The following is a 19,373-nucleotide window of genomic DNA, read 5'->3' as shown; positions in this document are numbered from 1 at the left end:
AGCATGCGTTACATGACCAAGTATATCCGCAAATACGGCTTACTGTTTACGTTCTCCGTTCTGCTCGTGTCGGGCGAAGCGTTTGTTGATCTGCTGCAGCCGACTATAATGGCCCGGATCGTCGATGAAGGCGTTGCTGCAAGGGATATGGATATTGTGCTTCGGCTCGGCGGGTGGATGTTGTTCATTACCGCCATTGGCGCGATCTGCGCATCGAGCCGAAATATCGTATCCAGCTGGGTGTCGCAGCGATTTGGCTCGGAGCTAAGGGAGGAGCTGTTTGAAAAAATTCAGCGGCTCAGCTTTGCTCAGATCGACCGTTTCGACCGGGCATCACTCGTGACCAGGCTGACGAATGATGTCACGCAGGTGCAGAACTTTGTTAACGGCATGATGCGCGTTTTCGTGAAAGCGCCGCTGCTTGGCATCGGCGGCATCATTATGGCTTTTCGGCTTAATCCGTATTTATCTCTGGTGTTAGTCGTCGTTATTCCGATTGTCGGCTTGCTTATTGTAATGAATATGCGGGTCGGATTCCCGCTGTTTTTGAAGGTGCAATCTGCGCTCGATAAGCTGAACAGCGCCATGCGCGAATATTTGTCCGGAGTTAGAGTGGTGAAAGCTTTCAATCGCTTTGACTATGAGGTCGACAAATTTAATGACATTAACAATCAGTATGAAAAACGCTCCATCCGCGCACAGCGGCTGATGGCCTTATTCAGCCCCAGCGTTACTTTTGCTATGAACGCCGGAATCGTTGCGGTCATCTGGCTGGGCGGAATCCGAGTGAACGGCGGCCATATGCAAGTGGGCCATATTATTGCGTTCGTCAATTATATGACGCAAATTCTGTTCTCTCTGACGACGATGACAATGATTACCAATATGTTCGTTAGGGCTAAAGCATCCACAGGCAGGATCACAGAGGTGCTGGCGGAGAAGGACGGAATGGAAATAAATGCTGCAGCGGACATGTCAGAGGCTGGAGAATACCGAGAGCATCAAGGCGCTATTGAATTTGACCGGGTATCGTTTTCTTATGAAGGCGCGGACGGCGAACCGGCGCTGAAGGCGATCAGCTTCCGCTGCGAGCCCGGAGAGACGGTGGCGATCATCGGCTCGACCGGTTCCGGCAAAAGCAGTCTGGTTCATCTCATTCCGAGGTTTTACGATGTCACTTCAGGCATTGTTCGCATAGATGGCGTAGACGTCCGGGAGATGGAGCTGGAAGAGCTGCGCGAACGGATTGCGCTAGTGCCTCAGCAATCCATTCTATTTACGGGAAAAGTCGCCGACAATATCCGGATCGGCAAGCCGGACGCGACAATGGAAGAAATCGAAGAAGCAGCAGTAATGGCTTCAGCCCATGATTTTATCTCGAAAATGCCGGAGGGTTACGATACGCTGTTGGGCCAAGGCGGCGTCAATTTCTCCGGCGGACAGAAGCAGCGGGTGTCTATTGCCCGGGCACTCATCCGCAAACCGGATATTTTGCTGCTGGATGATTGCACAAGCGCGCTGGACAGCAAGACGGAAGCTTCCATTAAGCAGTCGATTCACCAATTAGCCGGGCAGACGACGACCTTGCTCGTTGCGCAGCGCATCTCTTCCGTCAGGGACGCAGATAAAATCATCGTGCTCGATGATGGGGAAATCGTCGGCAGCGGCACGCATGACGAGCTGATGACGCAATGCGGCGTGTATCAAGAAATTTACCGTTCCCAGATCGGCAAGGAGGCAGGCAGCCATGCAGGATGATCGGAATCGCAGCAAAGGACCGGAAACCGGACAAGGTGCTGCACCGGCAGGACAGGAACGAATTCAACTGACCCCTGGCCCTGGACGGCATGGCATGAACCGGGGAGCGGTGCAAAAGCCTAAAAATTTCAAAGGAACGCTGCTAAGGCTATGGAGCTATATGGGCAGCGAGCGGAAGCGGCTTGCGCTCGTATTCTTATTTATTCTGGCAGGCACAGTAGTCGTGCTGCTTGGCCCTTATCTGATCGGCAGAGCCATTGATGCCATGACGATAGAAAATCATGTCGACTTTAACCTGCTGCATACCGTGCTATTTGTTCTGTTGGGCGCATATGTAATTGACGCTGCACTCAACCTGGTGCAGGGCTGGCTGATGGCCGGAATTTCGCAGCGTATCGTCAGCAGGCTCCGTAAAACGCTTTTCGGCAAGCTGCAAAAGCTGCCGCTTGTCTATTTCGATACGCGCAGGCATGGAGAGCTGATGAGCCGGCTGTCCAACGACATCGACAATGTCAGCACTTCCGTCTCACAGACGGCGGCACAGCTGATGAGCGGCGGCATTATGCTGCTCGGCTCGCTGATCATGATGCTGGTGCTCAGCCCGCTGCTCACGCTAGCGAGTCTCATTACCGTTCCGCTCGTTTATTTGCTGGCGAGAACGGTAACGCGGCGAACGAAGCTGCTGTTCAAGCAGCAGCAGGCAGAGCTTGGCAAGCTAAACGGGCAAATGGAGGAGACCGTTTCCGGTTTTCTGGCAGTTAAGGCTTTTAACTATGAACGTACCGCCATTAAGGAATTTCAAGGTGTAAATGAACAATTGCGGAAAGTAAGTACGCAGGCGCAGATTTGGTCGGGCTTTATGATGCCGCTCCTCGCCGTCATTAACAACCTCGGCTTTGCCGCCGTTGCGATTGCAGGCGGGATTATGGCGGTCAAAGGGATGATTACCGTCGGCGTCATTGCCAGCTTTTTAAGCTATTCACGGCAGTTCGTCAGACCGCTCAATGATCTGGCTAACGTATTCAACGTGCTGCAATCAGGCATTGCGGGAGCGGAGCGGGTATTCGAAGTGCTGGACGAACGCGAGGAAGAGGACGATCCTCCTGGGGCGGTAGAGCTTGTCAATCCGCACGGCAAGGTCGAATTCCAAGGCGTCCGCTTCGGCTATCGCAGCGATTCACCGATCGTGCAAAATATGAGCTTTACAGCGGAGGCTGGCAGCAGCACGGCACTCGTTGGACCGACAGGAGCAGGCAAGACGACCGTTATTAATCTGTTGACTCGTTTTTACGATGTATCCGGCGGCTCCATATCTATCGATGGCGTCGATATCCGCAATTATACGAGAGACAGTCTGCGGCGAAGCTTCGGCATCGTTTTGCAGGACACTTATTTGTTCTCGGGCACCGTCAAAGAAAATATGAAATACGGCAAGCCGGAAGCGACCGACGAGGAAGTGAAAGCCGCTGCGCGTATGGCGGGAGCTGAGGGCTTTATTCGCAGGCTGCCGCTGCAGTATGATACACCGCTGACGGAGAATGGCGGCAACTTGAGCCAAGGTCAGAGGCAGCTGCTCGCGATCGCCAGAGCAATGCTGGCCAATCCGTCGATTCTCATTCTGGACGAAGCGACAAGCAGCATCGACACCCGGACTGAGCTGAAAATCCAAGAAGCGATGCTGAAGATGATGGAGGGCCGTACCAGCTTTGTCATTGCGCACCGGCTGTCGACGATTCAGAATGCGGATACGATTATTGTTATTGACCGCGGTCATATCGTAGAGCAGGGCTCTCATGACGAACTGATGCGGAGAGCGGGCGTTTACGCCGATATGCATCGCAGTCTATCAGTCTAGCAGCTCCATCTATTTGGTTCATAGCCGATCCTCTGATATACTAGACAAATATTAGTATATTTGGAGGGAGACTAACATGCGAAAATGGGGAAAGACCGCAGTAGCTGCTGTACTAGCCGCTGTCGTGCTTCAAGGCTCGGTTCCGTCGCAGGCAGCCACTGCCGCAGCTTCGGCGACGATTCTATTAGATGATGTGCCGCTGGCATTCGACTCACCGCCAATTATCGAGAAGGGCGTGACGCTTGTGCCTTTCCGGACAATCGGCGAGGCGCTTGGCATTGGGGTGAAGTGGGAAACATCCAGCAATACAGTAACGGCTGAAGGCAAAAAGGACGGCAAAGCCGTCACAGTGAAGCTTCAGGTCGGCTCGAAAACGGCAATCGTCAACGGGCAAAAGGTAAATTTGCCTGCCGCCGCCGTGATGCGCAGCAATCGTGTCCTCATTCCGCTAAGCTTTTTCAGCACGCAGTTCGGCGCGACGGTAGGCTGGAAGCAGGCGACCTCGACGGTTACAATTGTATCTCCGCAAAAAGAGATGCATTTGCGTGCTTTCTATGCGCTGCAATCTTTTAAAGAGAAGGATTTAATAGATTCGATGAATTCAGTTGCGTTCGGCTGGAGCCGGATCGACCGGGACGGGAAGTTTACGCTGACTGGCGCGGAATACCGGATTCCAGAAGCAGCGGGGGAGACGACGGCGCAATCGCTGATTGATGGTGCTGGTCAGAGCGGCATCAAGCCTTATCTGATGGTCTATTCGGTCGACGGGCAAGGCGAATTGACGAAGATGCTGAGCAGCGAGACGCTTCGTGCCGATTCGATAGCAGGAATAACCGCCGCAGTGGCCGATTACCAATTTGGCGGTGTTGTACTCGATTTCGAGGGGCTGGGCTTCAAGCTGGATAAGCAGGAGCAGCAAAAGCTGCTGAACAATTATGTGAAGCAGCTGAGAGCGGCGCTTCCTGCCGATATTGCATTATCCATTGCTGTCCATGCGCCAAACAGCGCTTACTTGGGCTATGACTACAAGACGCTGGCGGCTATTGCAGATGATTTGATCCTAATGGCTTATAAGTTTAATCCGGCGGGAACAGCGTCCCAAGTTCCTGAGCCGAACAGCAAAGTGAATGAAGCGATTGAAATGACGTTGAAGGCCGGTGTACCAGCGAATAAGCTGCTTCTTGGCATTGACATGAGCGCTGAGAAGCCTGACTCTATCGACGACAAGCTTGGTCTTGTCAAGCGAAATGGTCTCAAAGGCGCGGCATTCTGGCGGCTTGGCTTATTCAGACAATACACGGACGGAATGGAAGCAGCAGTGTCTGCATCCGCTGTGAAAGAGAAATCATAGAACGAATGTAGGGAGGGGCGGCCTAGATCAGGGGCTGACCCCTCTTTCTTTTCTCTACGCGCCTATTGACGCATAAAAGCAAGAAATAAAACTAACTAATTCCTCGGACATTTCTCCTCGCACATATGGCTGGATGGCAGCAGAATTTACTAATTAGACCAACTTCACACACTCTTCTCGTCTTGAATGCGTATCAAAATGTAAAAGTGCATGTTGTTTAGCCTTAAAAGGGCCAAAAGGGGCATCAAAATGTAAAAGTACATTTGAAATCCTTCGATTCCGCCTGCGAGGAGCTTTTTTCACCGATCAACCTGCACATTTACATTTTGACGCGATAATTCGCCGATAATGCGGCCAATAACCTGTACTTTTACATTTTGATTAAGGAACTGCCGCCTGCAGCGAACCTGCTTCGCAAAAGAGCGAAGAAAAATTCGCTAAATGTTAGTTGGATGGAGGCAGTCAACGCTACAGCGAACAGAACTTCGTTGTTGGTGAACCTAGCTTCTCCAATAACGAAAATCTCTTCGCTAATGCTGGTGAGGCCGCTACAGTCTGCAGATTTCGAGTACAATTTGCGAACTTGCCTTCGTTAAATAACGAATCGGGTTCGTTGTATAGCAACTTAGCAATTTATCAACCTAGCTAACTTCCCACAGCGCGAGATGTGAGGTCCGGCGTCACCTCACCTGCAAGTGTCTAGGCAGATGCGAGAGACAGTTAAATTAAATGGAGGAATTCTGCAGCCGTTACCTTCAGGCCGATTGTTTTTTCGCAATATTGTTTTTAATTATTGTTTTAAATGTTAGTTTTCTGATGAATTGCTGCGGATGTAGGGTGAGCGGAGCGTTTTGAGTTCAGGATGGCATTTTGCAGATTCTATCCATTAGTCATCGTGTAAACGATGGAGACATGGAATCAAGAACGACAGCATGAACCAAAACGCGCAGTGAGCCCGGGGTATCGTACATTAAAAGTAAAACATAGGCCGAGTGACGTTGAAGATGGTATAATAAATCAATAGGCATAGAAACAGGCATTTATCAGAATGGAGCATTCCGGCATGAAGAAGTTCAAAAAGTTCTATATGGAAATAACGAGCATCTGTAATTTGGCATGCAGCTTTTGTCCGCAAACCCAGCGGGCGAAAGGTTTTATAGCAGTGGAAGATTTCACAATGCGCTTGGATCAGATCAAGCCTCATACGGACTATATTTATTTTCATCTGAAAGGCGAACCGCTGCTTCATCCGAAAATCGATCAGCTGCTTGATATCAGCCATGAGAAGGGCTTTAAGGTCAACATTACGACGAACGGCACGCTGCTGCAGAAAAATAAGCAAAAGCTGCTGACGAAGCCTGCGATTCGCCAAATGAATTTCTCTTTGCACAGCTTTGACGGTCATGAAGGCTCTGTAGACAAAGACGGTTATATTGGAAGCGTGCTGTCCTTTGTCCGGGAGGCGTTGGAGCAGACGGATATGCTGATTTCGTTGCGTCTGTGGAATTTGAGCGAAAATAATATTACGAATGCGCAGCGCCAACGCAACCGCGAGATCCTATCGGCTATCGAAAAGGAGTTTGAGCTCGATTACTTGATCGAGGAGCGTGTATCGCCGGGAAGCGGCTTGAAGCTAACCGACCGCGTATATCTCAATCAGGATTATGAGTTTGAATGGCCGGATCTGAAGGCGGAAGAGGATGACGGAAAAGGCTTCTGTCATGGTCTGCGAAATCAGGCGGGCATTCTGGTAGACGGTACAGTTGTGCCATGCTGTCTGGACGGCGAAGGTGTTATCGATCTGGGTAATATTAACGAGAAGCCGTTCTCTGAAATTGTAGAGGGCGAGCGGGCCACCCGGCTCTATGAAGGGTTCTCGAGACGGGAAGCGGTTGAGGAGTTATGCCGCAAATGCGGATACCGCAAACGCTTTGGAACCTAGCGAAAGCGATGAATGAAAATAAGCAGCTGCGGATACTCGCGGCTGCTTATTTTGCCTGGCAAAGCGCAAACGCCTATTCGTGGGAGAGGTTCAAGCACAAAGCAGACGCATGCCCGCCTAAACATTTGCGGAGGAACGCTTATTTGTGAATAATGAAAGAGATAGGTTTAGAGAGAAGGGTAGGGAAGCGGGTGTTCAAATTATTTATTGTGGAGGATGACCAGCATCTCGTCCGGCTGCTGGAGGATCATCTGCAAAAATTCGGCTACGAGACGCATGCCGTCCAGGATTTCGATACGGTCAAGCAGCAATTCGAGCAATACTCGCCTCATCTCGTTCTGATGGACGTCAATCTTCCCCGGTTCGACGGTTATTATTGGTGCAGGCAAATTCGGAGCTTGTCGACTTGCCCGATCCTGTTCATCTCCGCCCGCGAGGGCAAAATGGATCAAGTGATGGCGCTGGAGAACGGTGCAGATGATTACATAACAAAACCATTTGATTATGAAATTGTAACCGCCAAAATCAACAGCCAGCTTCGCCGTGCGTACGGCAGCTATGCTGCTGTACAGGCTGACAACCGGCTGCTGGACGTTGGCGGCCTGGTGCTGGATACGGAACGGCTGCAGTTGAACTATCAATCGCAATCCGTAGAGCTGAGCTTTACTGAAATGAAAATAATGAATGAATTGATGAAGCGTGCCGCTGTCGTCGTCAGCCGCGACCGGCTGCTGGAGACGATTTGGGACGATCAGGCTTTTGTAGATGACAATACGCTTAATGTCTATATGACCCGTATACGTAAAAAGCTATCGCAGCTCGGAATTGAGCATGCCTTGCAAACGATACGCGGCCAAGGCTACCGGCTTAATCCTGACTGGGGGCTGGCGCAGTGAAGCTGTTTCTCCGCGAGCAAAGCTCGCTTATTCTCATTTATGTATTCCAGCTGCTGGTTACGGGGCTCGTCTATTGGCTCGACGGCTTTCATAAGCTGGACACGGCCATTTACGCGGCTTTGCTAAGCGGATGTATTCTTCTGCTCTATTTGGCATATCGCTATTTATCGAATAGGAGCTTCTACAAACAATTGTCTGTGCCTGCGGGTTCACTGGAATCCTATTCAGCAGGGGCAGCAACTGCGAAGCAATATACACCGCTTGCCGAGGCGCTTCATCAGCTGCAAAAAAGCCAATTCCGGCTTTATCAGTCCGAGCTGCTTCAACTGAAGCATAAAAATGAGGAGCACAGCCATTTCGTCAATCAATGGGTTCACCAGATGAAGACGCCGATCTCGGTTATTCATTTATTGATTCAAGAAGAGGACGACAGCCGGTTTCGTGCAATCGGCGACGAGCTGGACCGGCTTCGCAAAGGGCTGGAGACGGTTCTCTACACGTCAAGGCTCGATCGTTTCGAGCATGACTTGCACATCGAGCAATTGCAGCTTGAAACCGTCGTTCGCAATGCAGCTTCCAGTCAGAAAAGGCTGTTTATCCGCAGCGGTGTTTATCCCCAAATCGATATCGGCAAGCAATTAACAGTCGCGTCGGACGACAAATGGCTAAGCTTCGTCATCGTTCAGCTCATTACGAATGCGGTCCGCTATACGGCAGGCAACGGCACAAAGGTTTATTTTACCGCTTATCGAAGCGGGGAGCAGACCATTCTCGAAGTAAGGGACGAAGGCATCGGCATTCCGAAAAGCGATCTGCCTAAAGTGTTTGACGCCTACTTTACAGGAGAGAATGGAAGAAGATATGAAGAATCGACGGGCATGGGCTTGTATCTGGTCCGGCAAATATGTGAAAAGCTAGGGCATGATGCCGCCATTGATTCTGTAATCGGCGAGGGAACGACGGTAACGATCCGATTTTAACGAGCGTTCCTTCGAGAATGGCATTGAACCTTACAATATAGTAAGAAAACTGTAAGCTGCATGAATAGAAAGAGCGCGCCCGTGTCCGATATACTGGTTGCAAGAGGGCGGCAGGGGGTGAAGCGGCGAGTTGGCATTGCTTGAGGTGAATCAATTAACGAAAATTTACGAGGGCAAAGTAGCCCGGACAGCGCTGGATCATTTGCATTTTTCCGTTGAGGAGGGCGAATTTGTCGGCATTATGGGGCCTTCCGGCAGCGGGAAAACGACGTTGTTGAACGTGATTGCAACGATCGATGAACCGACGGCTGGTTCAGTCAGCCTGCGCGGGCATGACCCGCATTCGCTAAATAAGGAAGAGATGGCGCTTTTCCGCAGACGGGAGCTTGGCTTCGTCTTTCAGCAGTTCAATCTGCTCGATACGCTGACCGTGGAGGAAAACATCGTGCTGCCGCTGCTGCTTGACGGCATTCCGGTGCAGGAGTCGGAGCAGCGCTTGCAGCAAGTAATGCAGAAGCTGTCGCTTACTGCCAATGGCGGACAATTTCCATACGAACTGTCAGGCGGGCAAATGCAGCGTACCGCAATCGCCAGAGCGATTATTCACCATCCCGCTTTGCTTCTGGCCGATGAGCCGACAGGCAATCTGGATTCCAAATCGGCAGGCGATGTGATGGCGTTGATCTCGGCCTTGAATGCAGAGGAGAGAACAACGGTATTGATGGCGACACATGATGCGGTGGCCGCAAGCTACTGCAGCCGGGTTATTTTCGTAAAGGACGGACGGTTCTATAACGAAATTTATAAAGGGGACAGCAGACAGCAGTTTTTCCAAAACATCATTGACATGCTGTCTCTGCTCGGAGGCGACATTCGTGACCTTCCTTTCGTTCGCCCTTAAAAACGTCATCCGCAACAAGCGAACCTATGCCGCTTATTTCGTCAGCAGTGCCTTCTCCGTCATGATCTTTTTCGTATGCGCGCTGTTTACGAGCCATCCGGCCATTAAAGACGGTCTGCTGGCAGACTCGGCTGTGAACGCGATGGTGGGCGCAGAATGGATTCTTTATGCGTTCGCCTTTCTATTCGTGCTGTATTCGGTCAGTTCATTTCTGAACAGCCGCAGCCGGGAATTTGGCATTTACCGGATGCATGGGATGACAACTAAGCAGCTCGGCATCCTCGTCTTCTGGGAAAATATGCTGATCGGGCTCGCCGCTATCGGACTCGGTATCGTGGCAGGCTTATTGACTGGCAAGCTGTTCTTAATGGTGTGCAGCGCCTTTCTTGACATTCCGTCCCTGTCGTTCCAAGTAACAGCGTCACCGCTGTTTTGGACTATCGGCGCTTTCGCAGCATTGTTTGGGGCGATCTCGCTCATTACGTCCGTCATGCTGGGCTCCAGCAGGCTCGTCGATCTGTTTCAGGCCGGACAGCGGCCAAAGGCGAGCCAAAAGCCATCGGCAGCGCTTGCCCTGCTGGCGGTTGTACTGCTTGGGACCAGCTATGTGCTGGCAGCTACATCAGCTGCAACGACCGTCTATTATCGGGTAATTCCCGTCGTGGCGATGACAGTTGTCGGAACGTATTTGCTGTATGCTCAGCTGATTGGCTTAGCCGTTCAAAGGCTGAAGCAGCATCGGCCGCTGTCCTGGCGGCGCACCAATATCGTCACGATTGCCAGTCTGGCCCACCGGTTCAAGGACAATTCCCGTATGTTTTTCATGGTGACGATTTTATCGACAGTCTCATTCTGTTCAGTAGGGGTATTCGCGTCTACTCACACGCTGCTGCGTTCGTTTCTGGAAGATTATCCGGCGGCGATCGCTTATGTGGCCAAGCAGGGAAGTCAGGTGGAAGAGGAGCATGTAGCGCAATTGAAAGCGGAATTGGCGTCGAAAGAAATTCATTACAAGGTTGCAGAGATGCCGATCCGCTATGTCGATGTCCGCTCTGCGAACGCGCCCAAGCGGCAGCAAACGCTCCCGATCATCCGGTTCTCAGACTACAGGACGGCGGTTGAGCTGGCAGGGCATACTTTCGATGAAGACCGACTTCAGGACGGGGATGGGCTCGTTATTCTAACGACGCAGCGCGAGAGAAGCTTCATATCCGCCCGCAAAAAGGACAGCTATCTGCTCTTGGACCAGCCCGATATAACAATACGTGAAGTCGGCTATACATCGCATGTGCCGATTCCGAACTATTTGTCAGCTAAGCTGGATATTGAGCTTGAGGTCGAATTCGGCGGCATCGTCGTGAGCGACGAGCTATTCGAACGCATCGTGCCGGAGTCAGCAGACCGTTACACCGGGTTCTATGTGGCGGATTATAGGGAGACGGCGGGCATAGGCTCACAACTGGCGAAGGACGGACTCGTCCGCTATCAAACCGAGGCGCCCTATGCGATTACGGTAAGCGGAACGCTGTATGAAGTGCAAAGGAGTCTATACAGCATGATGCTGCTGATCTCGCTGTTGATAGGAGCGATGTTCTTCCTTGCGGCGGGAAGCTTCCTTTACTTCCGGCTGTACTCCGATCTGGACTATGACCGAAGGCAATACACCATGATTGCCAAGCTGGGCTTGACGGACAAAGAATTGTCCGCAATCGTCACCAGGCAGCTTGCCATTCTGTTCTTCGTGCCAACGGGCGTAGCTGTCGTGCACAGCCTGTTCGCATTCGCCGCGCTGCAGACGATGTTCTATCTGTCGATCGCTGCAGAGCTCGGAATTGTGCTGGCAAGCTTTGTTGCCGCTCAGCTGGCCTACTTTTATTTTATCCGGCAGCGGTATTTACGCAATTTGAGGAAAAGAATGAGCTGACCGTAGAAGCCTTAGTTATGCATTCGCAAACTGTCCGCAAGCTCGAAGGAGAGCGCAGGCAATCGCAATATGCTATTATGAATAAGGAATTGCGCGACAGCGCAAGGAATATAACCCGTTAAGCAAAGGAGATCAAGCAGCAATGGATTTTATTGAACTTTTAAAAGCATTTATTCTCGGCATGGTCGAGGGACTTACGGAGTTTGCGCCAGTCTCGTCAACGGGGCATATGATTATCGTCGACGACATGTGGCTGAAATCCGAGGAATTTCTAACGAAATATGTAGCAAATACGTTTAAAGTCGTGATTCAGCTTGGATCCATACTTGCAGTTATTATCGTATTCCGTCAAAGATTTATTGATCTGCTTGGTTTAAACAAGCTGTTAGGCAATAAGAAAGGCCTTAGAGGCGGAGAAGCGGCTCCAACAGCAATCGAAGGTCAAAAGCGTCTAAAGCTTGCGCAAGTTATCGTTGGGTTAATCCCGGCTGCTGTTCTTGGCCTCATGTTTGAAAATTATATCGATGATTATTTGTTCTCGACAGCTACTGTATTGATTGGCTTAGTCGTCGGAGCAATATTGATGATTATCGCCGATTTTTACAGCTCGAGAAAACCGAAGGTCGATACGGTCGACCAAATTACGTACAAGCAGGCGCTCGTTATCGGCCTCATTCAGTGCTTCTCGCTGTGGCCAGGCTTCTCCCGTTCCGGCTCAACGATTTCGGGGGGCGTTCTGATGGGGCTAAGCCACCGTACGGCGGCTGACTTTACCTTTATTATGGCCGTGCCGATTATGTTCGGCGCCAGTATCTTGTCGCTGTACAAAAACTTGGAATACTTTACGATGGATGCGCTGCCGTTCTTCATCGTCGGCTTTATTGCGGCGTTTGTTGTGGCGCTGATCTCGATCCGTTTCTTCCTGAAGCTAATTAACCGCATTAAGTTATTGCCGTTTGCGATTTATCGGATCGTACTTGCGGCCGTTATCTACTTCGTATTTATTTTCTAAGATCCATGAACTGAAAGCGGGGCCGCTGTGAGCTGTAAATCCCGCGGCGGCCCGAGCAGAAGTAGGCGACGGTGCAGCCGATCAGCATATAAAGCGGTCCAAAGCCGTCGATTCCGAACAGCTCGATGCCCATCACGACGCTTGCAAGAGGGGTATTGGCTGCCGCTCCGAACACGGCGATTAAGCCGATCCCGGCAAGCAAGGGCACAGAAGCGGAGAGCAGACCGCCAAGCGTGCTGCCGAGCGTAGAGCCGATCACGAACAGCGGCGTAACCTCTCCGCCTTGAAAGCCTGCTCCAAGTGTAATGGAAGTGAAGAGAAGCTTCGCTATGAACGCTATAGGAGAAGCGGCTTGCTCGAAGGACTGCTCTAGTAAGGGCAAGCTTAAGCCCAAGTAATCCCGAGTGCCAAAAGCAAAGACGAGCGCGATAATGATTGCGCCGCCGATGAAGCTTTTAAGCGGGGTATTCGGAAACCATTTTGTCATCATAGCCTTTATCCTGTGTGTCAAAGAGCTGAACAGCCACGCTGTCAGCCCGAACAGGATGGAGGCTATTATTATTTTCAGAAGAAGCATAAAGCTGAATACGGGAACTTCGCCCCAGGAATAGGAGGCATGCCGGACACCCCATGCAAGCACGGTGAAGTGGCCTGCAAAGCTGGCCAGCAAGCAAGGGATGGCTGCGCGATAGTGCACAAAGCCGAGGGCGACGACCTCCAGTGCGAATATGGCGCCGGCAAGCGGCGTGCCGAATACCGAGCCGAAGCCGCTGCTGATGCCGCACATGATCAGGATTTGGCGTTCGACGGCGCTTAGCCCAACGCGCCGGCTTAGTCCGTCCGCCAAACTGCCGCCCATTTGCACGGCTGTGCCTTCCCGGCCGGCCGAGCCTCCGAACAGATGGGTAATGACCGTGCCGAACAGGACGAGCGGCGCAATCCGAAGCGGTACCGCGGTACCGCCGCTTTCATAGACTCGTTCGAGCAGCAGGTTGTTGCCTTTGCCAGAATCTTTGCCATACCGTGTATAGACCCAGCTGACGAAAGCTCCCCCTATCGGGAGCAGCCACAGCAGCCAGCCATGTGTAAGGCGAATTTCGGTTGCGCCTTCCAGAAGCGCCAGAAAACCGGCGGATGCCGTCCCGGCGAGCAGACCGGCAGCGAGCGCTAAAGCGAGCCATTTAATGGCTGTAAATACGTATCGTTTAGGTTGATTGAGCAGCATAAGAAGTCCCCCGCGAAGTAGTCATACAATGCATAAGTGCAACAAAGTGATTTTACTCCATATTTTAGCCGGTGCATAGGATATGGTAAAATGACGGGATAGAGCCGAAGGAGTGAGTAAGATGACAAACACATTACAACCTGACTTGAATAGAGCTTATATATTAGAGCGATTGGCTGAGCTTCTCGCTACACCAAGCCCGAGCGGCTACTGCATGGCGATCATGAAGCTGCTGGAAGCGGATGCCGCCAAGCTGGGCTGGACGATGGAGCGCACGCCGAAAGGCAACGGCATCGTTACTATTCCGGGCACTTCGGAACTAAACGGCAATACACTCGCCCTCACCGCCCACGTCGATACGCTTGGCGCAATGATTCGCTCGGTAAAACCAAATGGCATGCTGCGCTTTACGCCAATAGGCGGTTATGCGATGCAGACAGTGGAAGGCGAATATTGTCTGGTTCATACACGCGACGGCCGTCAATATGAAGGGACGGTATTGTCGACCAAGCCTTCCGTCCATGTCTATCCGGAAGCTCGTGATTGGAAGCGCGAGGAGGCGAATATGGAGATTCGTCTTGACGAGGAGGTAGCCTCTAAGGCAGATGCTGAGAAGCTTGGCATCCAGCCGGGCGATATCGTCTCTTGGGACCCGCGCACGCGGTTTCTGGAGAACGGCTGGATCAAGTCCCGCCATTTGGACGACAAAGCCAGTGTAGCCGCGCTGTTCGGCGTGCTGGAATGGCTGTCGCGGTCAGGCATTCGGCCGGCGCGTACCCTTAAGCTTATCTTTTCTACTTATGAAGAGGTTGGTCACGGCAACGCTTATATGCCTTCCGATATTACAGAGCTCATTGCAGTCGATATGGGAGCGATTGGCGACGATCTGACGACGACGGAGCACGATGTGTCGATCTGCGCCAAAGATTCCTCCGGACCGTATGATTATGAAATGACTTCGAAGCTCATTGATCTGGCTAAAAAAGCGGGCATCAAGCATGCGGTCGACATCTACCCGCAATATGGCTCTGACGCCTCCGCAGCCTTGCGTGGAGGAAGCAATGTCCGTGCTGCGCTTATCGGCCCCGGCGTACATGCCTCCCATGGAATGGAGCGTACGCATGCCGATGCGGTTGTGAATACGGCTGCTCTGCTCATCGCCTATATGATGAGTTAAATGCACAAAACTTGAAATAACAGGTGATGGCTGTAATCGCTTATGATACGATTACGCTATCACTTACTTGAATAGGCGGTATCGCTATGCTTTTTTATTTTTTCGCACTGCTTGCTGCAGCGGCCGTCGTTGCTGTTGCGAATCCGCGCAGCGAGCCGAACCGATGGGCGGCAGCCTTCTTGATCTTCGCTTCAATCGGCGGCGTTGCAGATACGCTGTATGAAGCCGGTTACGGGGCGGCGGGACATGCCGTGCAGCTGTTGAATCATACGATTACACCATACGGTGTGCTCTTATTCAGCATCGTATATTCGGAATCGATCCGGAGCAAGAAGGTACGGCTGTACGCCAAGCTGCTGCTGCTTTTACCTCCGGCAGCTACAATTATAGCAGCAACAGCCCGGCAGGTATTTGAAATTCCTTACGGACTGCTGCTAACATGGACCGCACCTTATTATTTAACGGCATGCTTTCTGCTGCTTAGAGCATTATGGCAGGAAACGGACAGGAGAAGGCGGAAGAGCCGCTTAATTGTTACCGTCATAATCGTTCCTACTGTTATCGCGGTGCTCGTCTTTATTAACGTTGCGAATGCCTTTATTCCGGACTTTCAATTTTTCCGCTACATATCATTTTTTATATTGTTCTCGCTGACCGTTGCGCTGCTGGGCAGCTTTGCGATCGGAGTGCTTGGCGTGAAGCTGCGGTTCGAGCGTGATCCGCTGGAGGAAGCAATGAAGACCGCAAGCTCCGGGACGACGCTGCTTAACCATTCGATCAAAAACGAAATCGGCAAAATCGCCTTAAGCTCAGAGAATCTGAAATACTCGCTGGCGGAGAGTGACACCGTCTCCAAGCAGCATTTGCAGATCATTGCCAATGCATCTGAGCATTTGCTGCAAATGGCAGAACGGATGCATAGCCAGACTAAAGAGCTGGTTTTGGCTAAGCAGCGTTATCAGTTGTATGAATTAATAGATCGCTGTCTGCTGCAGCATAAGTCCGTTCTCGAGCAAGCGGGAATTGCCGTGTCGGTTGACTACGCCGTACGGCCGTCGCTCTTAGGCGATCCGCTTCACGTCAGCGAAGCGCTTGGCAATGTTCTGATGAATGCCATTGAAGCGATGCCGGATGGCGGCTTGCTTACGATCAGGCTGACTACAGAGAAGAAGATCTTCAGATTGACTGTTCATGATACAGGAGAAGGCATACTACCGGGTGAGATTGCACAGGTGTTCCAGCCCTTTTACAGTACGAAAAATCGGGGCAGCAACTTTGGCCTTGGACTTTCTTACGTTTACAATGTGATGCGTAAGAGCGGAGGAACGGCCGAGCTGACCAGCGTGCCTGGCGCGGGAACCTCTGTCGCTTTGCTTTTTCCGGCCAAACTAGCAGGAGCGGAGGATGGGAAATGAGCCATATTAAAGTGCTGCTCGTTGAAGATGATCCCGATTGGATCAAAGCGATGACTGCTTATTTGAATAAAGAAGAGGATTTGCTTGTCGTTGGAGCTGCGGAAGGTGCGACAGAGGCGCTGCAATTGGCAGGGACGCTTGAGTTCGACGTGGCTCTTCTCGATATTCAGCTGAGCGGCAGCCGGCTGGACGGCATTCAGCTTGCGATCGAGATGCAGGATATCCATCCCGCCAAGCTTATTATGCTGACCTCTTTGAGCGATGAAGCGGTTATGACGCAAGCGTTCACGGCAGGTGCAATTAATTATATCCAAAAGGCGAACTTTAAGGAGCTGCCGCATGCGATCCGAAGCGCTCATCGGAATCCGGCCGCGATGGAAGCCTTGCTGAAGGAACTGTCGCGGTTGAAACGGGAGGAACAATTGAACGTTCTTACAGCGGCAGAACGCGAAGTATTTGAATTGATCGAAGAGGGCTATACCCAGCCGCAAATTGAGAAAAAGCTGTTCAAAGCAGAGAGCACGCTGAAAAATCAAGTGAACAAAATGCTGAAGAAGCTGGGAGTCCGCAGCAGCAAGGAAGCGGTGGCGAAAGTGAAGCGCAAAGGCTTGTAATGACCGTTCCATAGAGGAGGGTACTACGGAATGTAGTACCCTCTTTCTATACCGTCCTATAGAAGTTGGAACTGCCGCTTGGGGGAATATCCGGATACACTTAGAACAGAAAGGAAGCGATTGGGATGAGCAGGGGCAAGGTAGAAGGAGATGCAGGAGGGGGAACAGGCCAGATCACACTGCTCGTTGACGGCGAATGTGTATTATGCCACTGGATAACCCGTTTCGTAACGAAGCGGGACACCAGGGAACGGTTCCGCTTCGCAGCCCTTCAGTCAAAGGCAGGTCAGCGGCTGCTCAAAGCAGGCGGTCTATCAACAGAAGACTTGGATACGTTCGTCATGATCGACGGCAGCCGCTACTATACGAAATCGGACGCTGCGCTGCGCGTGCTTAGGCAGCTGGATGGCGGATGGCCGCTTTTGTATGGAGCTGTCATCGTTCCCGCTCCGCTCCGTAATATTGTGTACACGCTCATTGCAGGAACTCGTTATAAGCTGTTTGGCCGTGTAGAGGAGTCTTGTCCGCTGCCGACGGCAGCTATGCGGAACCGATCGCTGGAAGATGAAGAGCAGGGAGCGGATTGAATGCGCAATAAACCGGTCTATGTCGAGATTGAAATTGAAGCTGATATAGAGGCGCTTTGGCGTCATACCCAATCGCCGGATTTGCATCAGCAATGGGATTTGCGGTTTTCGGAAATTGTTTATTTGCCCAAGCCGAATGATGAGGAGCTTCCGCAGCGTTTTCTATATCGGACTAGAATCGGATTTGGCATGGCTGTATCCGGTACGGGTGAGACGAGTGCGATCTTTCACAAGCGAAGCGGGGAACGGACTTCTACGCTGCGGTTTGGTTCAGTGGAACGGGTCTCGCTTATAAAGGAAGGCTCAGGCTTCTGGAAATACCGGCCGCAGGGCGATAGGGTCACCTTCTTGACACAATATGATTATGAGACGAGATGGGGAGCAGCGGGCCGATGGTTTGACCGTATCGTATTCAGACCGGTGTTCGGCTATGCCACCGCCTGGAGCTTCGACATGCTGCGCATCTGGCTGGAAGAGCGGATACCGCCTTCTGTCAGTATCCAACGGGCCATTGTCCATTATGTTTCGCTAGCGCTGCTTGCCATGCTATGGCTCTATGAAGGGATTGTACCGAAGCTGCTATACCCGGAGTACGGGGAATTGGCGCTGCTAGAGCAGTTAGGCTGGTTTACTGGCTTAGAGCGTATTACGTTACAGTTGCTTGGCGCAGGTGAAATCGTTATCGCGCTGCTGACGGTGAGATGGCATCGGAAGACGTCCATATTTGTCTGGCAATCCGTACTGCTGTTGCTGCTGCCTCTGGGGGCGATATTCGGCAGCCCCGCAATCGCTTTATCGCCATTCAATCCGTTCACGCTAAGCTTGCCGATGATTGCACTGGCTTTTTTTACGGCATTGACTGCCCGTCAGTTGCCGCAGGCAAGCCGTTGTTTGCGCAAACCGAATGATAGGAGTGTTGGATAATGGCCATTCTTGCTAAAATATTCGAAGCTACCCCGGCTCCAGTCTCCATTTATGAGAAAATGCTGGGCGAGGAGTTCCGCCGGCTTCACCCGCGTATTCAGGAGCGCTTTGGCTTCAGCAGCTCGGACGGCGTTGCTTCTATCGGGAGCGGGGAGATGGATTTTATCTGGTACAATAAGCTAGCCTATTTCCCGCTGATGCTGGGCGCTTCCCGGCACATTATGTTTCCGCAGGGCGGCAGACGAATTCCTTTTTCGATTGAGAACTTTGCTTATCGCGACCGTTATGGACGAGAGACGGTCACTTGGATCCGCAAATTCAAATTCAATAACAAAGTGCGGCGATTCGATGCGACGATGGTCTATAGCGAGGAGAGACAGCAGATCGTCGATTACTTGGGGGATAAGCAGCATCTGGCTGTCGATCTGACATTGTCGGTTACGGATAAAGGAGGAATTCGTATCCGCTCCGGCGATCAGCGTTTTTATGAAGGGATGCTGGGGTTCACATTCCCGAGAATACTAACGGGAATCGCCGATGTAGAGGAGTGGTATGAGGATGCAGCTGAGCGTTATTGCATTTCGGTGAAAGTGACCAGTCCGCTGATCGGCACGATCTTCTGCTACCAGGGACATTTCACAGCGGAAAAGCGGCAGGCGAAGCTTCTGCCGGCTGATGTCAGGCCGCTGCGGGAAGAGCGCCGGGAGTAGTCTGGTGTAAAAAGCGAATAAAGCAGGCAGCGGGTGCTAGAAACCTGCGCCTGCTTTATTCTTTTTTTGAAAGCCTCATATGATTGCAATCCCTTATACGTC

At 51.7% G+C, this 19,373-nt stretch carries 16 protein-coding genes; 15 read left to right on the top strand and 1 reads right to left on the bottom strand.

Translation table 11 applies throughout. The features are described from left to right. The first annotated feature begins 3 nt into the window (after positions 1 to 3). The 9 genes from ACFVVF_RS03945 (at position 4) to ACFVVF_RS03905 (ending at position 12,619) form a co-directional block, all read left to right on the top strand. Positions 4 to 1,758, top strand: a complete 1,755-nt coding sequence (locus ACFVVF_RS03945; protein WP_387805569.1) for an ABC transporter ATP-binding protein — start codon at positions 4 to 6, stop codon at positions 1,756 to 1,758. Between the two features lie 94 nt (positions 1,759 to 1,852). Continuing rightward, complete coding sequence (locus tag ACFVVF_RS03940) at positions 1,853 to 3,613, top strand: ABC transporter ATP-binding protein (RefSeq protein WP_387808818.1); 1,761 nt, start codon at positions 1,853 to 1,855, stop codon at positions 3,611 to 3,613. A gap of 76 nt (positions 3,614 to 3,689) precedes the next feature. After that, complete coding sequence (locus ACFVVF_RS03935) at positions 3,690 to 4,964, top strand: stalk domain-containing protein (protein ID WP_387805567.1); 1,275 nt, start codon at positions 3,690 to 3,692, stop codon at positions 4,962 to 4,964. Positions 4,965 to 6,027: 1,063 nt separating this feature from the next. Beyond that, positions 6,028 to 6,906 carry a radical SAM/SPASM domain-containing protein gene (locus ACFVVF_RS03930; RefSeq protein ID WP_387805565.1) on the top strand — a complete coding sequence of 293 codons (879 nt, stop codon included), beginning with the start codon at positions 6,028 to 6,030 and terminating at the stop codon, positions 6,904 to 6,906. A gap of 191 nt (positions 6,907 to 7,097) precedes the next feature. Continuing rightward, a complete protein-coding gene (locus ACFVVF_RS03925; protein ID WP_387805563.1) occupies positions 7,098 to 7,802 on the top strand; it encodes a response regulator transcription factor in 705 nt (234 codons plus the stop codon). Continuing rightward, a complete protein-coding gene (locus ACFVVF_RS03920; RefSeq protein WP_387805561.1) occupies positions 7,799 to 8,782 on the top strand; it encodes a sensor histidine kinase in 984 nt (327 codons plus the stop codon). The genes ACFVVF_RS03925 and ACFVVF_RS03920 overlap by 4 nt, the downstream gene beginning before the upstream one ends. Before the next feature lie 130 nt (positions 8,783 to 8,912). Then, complete coding sequence (locus tag ACFVVF_RS03915) at positions 8,913 to 9,683, top strand: ABC transporter ATP-binding protein (RefSeq protein ID WP_387805560.1); 771 nt, start codon at positions 8,913 to 8,915, stop codon at positions 9,681 to 9,683. Then, positions 9,658 to 11,607: an ABC transporter permease gene (locus ACFVVF_RS03910; protein WP_387805558.1), complete on the top strand. Its 1,950-nt coding sequence runs from the start codon at positions 9,658 to 9,660 to the stop codon at positions 11,605 to 11,607. The genes ACFVVF_RS03915 and ACFVVF_RS03910 overlap by 26 nt, the downstream gene beginning before the upstream one ends. A gap of 142 nt (positions 11,608 to 11,749) precedes the next feature. Further along, on the top strand, positions 11,750 to 12,619 hold the full coding sequence (locus tag ACFVVF_RS03905) for an undecaprenyl-diphosphate phosphatase (protein ID WP_387805556.1): 870 nt from the start codon (positions 11,750 to 11,752) through the stop codon (positions 12,617 to 12,619). Here ACFVVF_RS03905 and ACFVVF_RS03900 read toward each other — a convergent pair. Beyond that, positions 12,609 to 13,844, bottom strand: a complete 1,236-nt coding sequence (locus tag ACFVVF_RS03900; RefSeq protein ID WP_387805554.1) for a chloride channel protein — start codon at positions 13,842 to 13,844, stop codon at positions 12,609 to 12,611. The two genes, ACFVVF_RS03905 and ACFVVF_RS03900, sit on opposite strands and share 11 nt — an antisense overlap. A 121-nt stretch (positions 13,845 to 13,965) precedes the next feature. On the opposite strand from ACFVVF_RS03900, the gene ACFVVF_RS03895 reads away from it, so the two are divergent. The 6 genes from ACFVVF_RS03895 (at position 13,966) to ACFVVF_RS03870 (ending at position 19,271) form a co-directional block, all read left to right on the top strand. Next, entirely contained in the window at positions 13,966 to 15,021 is a 1,056-nt protein-coding gene (locus ACFVVF_RS03895; protein ID WP_387805553.1) for a M42 family metallopeptidase, read from the top strand. An 86-nt stretch (positions 15,022 to 15,107) separates the two neighbouring features. Next, positions 15,108 to 16,436, top strand: coding sequence for a sensor histidine kinase (locus ACFVVF_RS03890; RefSeq protein WP_387805551.1), 1,329 nt, complete (start codon positions 15,108 to 15,110; stop codon positions 16,434 to 16,436). Next, entirely contained in the window at positions 16,433 to 17,050 is a 618-nt protein-coding gene (locus ACFVVF_RS03885; protein ID WP_387805549.1) for a response regulator, read from the top strand. Before ACFVVF_RS03890 ends, ACFVVF_RS03885 begins: the two co-directional genes overlap by 4 nt. A gap of 125 nt (positions 17,051 to 17,175) precedes the next feature. Further along, positions 17,176 to 17,637 (top strand): thiol-disulfide oxidoreductase DCC family protein, encoded by a 462-nt coding sequence (locus ACFVVF_RS03880; RefSeq protein ID WP_387805547.1) that lies wholly within the window; start codon positions 17,176 to 17,178, stop codon positions 17,635 to 17,637. Beyond that, entirely contained in the window at positions 17,638 to 18,561 is a 924-nt protein-coding gene (locus ACFVVF_RS03875) for a DoxX-like family protein (RefSeq protein ID WP_387805545.1), read from the top strand. After that, a complete protein-coding gene (locus ACFVVF_RS03870; RefSeq protein WP_387805543.1) occupies positions 18,561 to 19,271 on the top strand; it encodes a DUF4166 domain-containing protein in 711 nt (236 codons plus the stop codon). The genes ACFVVF_RS03875 and ACFVVF_RS03870 overlap by 1 nt, the downstream gene beginning before the upstream one ends. Positions 19,272 to 19,373: the final 102 nt, after the last annotated feature.

Origin of the sequence: Paenibacillus sp. NPDC058174 (assembly GCF_042883865.1) — a bacterium.
GTDB lineage: Bacteria > Bacillota > Bacilli > Paenibacillales > Paenibacillaceae > Pristimantibacillus.
The sequence above is the reverse complement of the archived record's forward strand: the minus strand, read 5'-3'. Positions and strand labels throughout refer to the sequence as shown.

Bases quoted from the DNA above. Each gene is read 5' to 3' on its own strand.
- ACFVVF_RS03890 (WP_387805551.1), top strand. From the start codon at position 15,108: ATGCTTTTTTATTTTTTCGCACTGCTTGCTGCAGCGGCCGTCGTTGCT.
- ACFVVF_RS03900 (WP_387805554.1), bottom strand. From the start codon at position 13,844: ATGCTGCTCAATCAACCTAAACGATACGTATTTACAGCCATTAAATGG.
- ACFVVF_RS03885 (WP_387805549.1), top strand. From the start codon at position 16,433: ATGAGCCATATTAAAGTGCTGCTCGTTGAAGATGATCCCGATTGGATC.
- ACFVVF_RS03870 (WP_387805543.1), top strand. From the start codon at position 18,561: ATGGCCATTCTTGCTAAAATATTCGAAGCTACCCCGGCTCCAGTCTCC.
- ACFVVF_RS03880 (WP_387805547.1), top strand. From the start codon at position 17,176: ATGAGCAGGGGCAAGGTAGAAGGAGATGCAGGAGGGGGAACAGGCCAG.
- ACFVVF_RS03940 (WP_387808818.1), top strand. From the start codon at position 1,853: ATGAACCGGGGAGCGGTGCAAAAGCCTAAAAATTTCAAAGGAACGCTG.
- ACFVVF_RS03935 (WP_387805567.1), top strand. From the start codon at position 3,690: ATGCGAAAATGGGGAAAGACCGCAGTAGCTGCTGTACTAGCCGCTGTC.
- ACFVVF_RS03875 (WP_387805545.1), top strand. From the start codon at position 17,638: ATGCGCAATAAACCGGTCTATGTCGAGATTGAAATTGAAGCTGATATA.
- ACFVVF_RS03895 (WP_387805553.1), top strand. From the start codon at position 13,966: ATGACAAACACATTACAACCTGACTTGAATAGAGCTTATATATTAGAG.
- ACFVVF_RS03905 (WP_387805556.1), top strand. From the start codon at position 11,750: ATGGATTTTATTGAACTTTTAAAAGCATTTATTCTCGGCATGGTCGAG.
- ACFVVF_RS03945 (WP_387805569.1), top strand. From the start codon at position 4: ATGCGTTACATGACCAAGTATATCCGCAAATACGGCTTACTGTTTACG.
- ACFVVF_RS03930 (WP_387805565.1), top strand. From the start codon at position 6,028: ATGAAGAAGTTCAAAAAGTTCTATATGGAAATAACGAGCATCTGTAAT.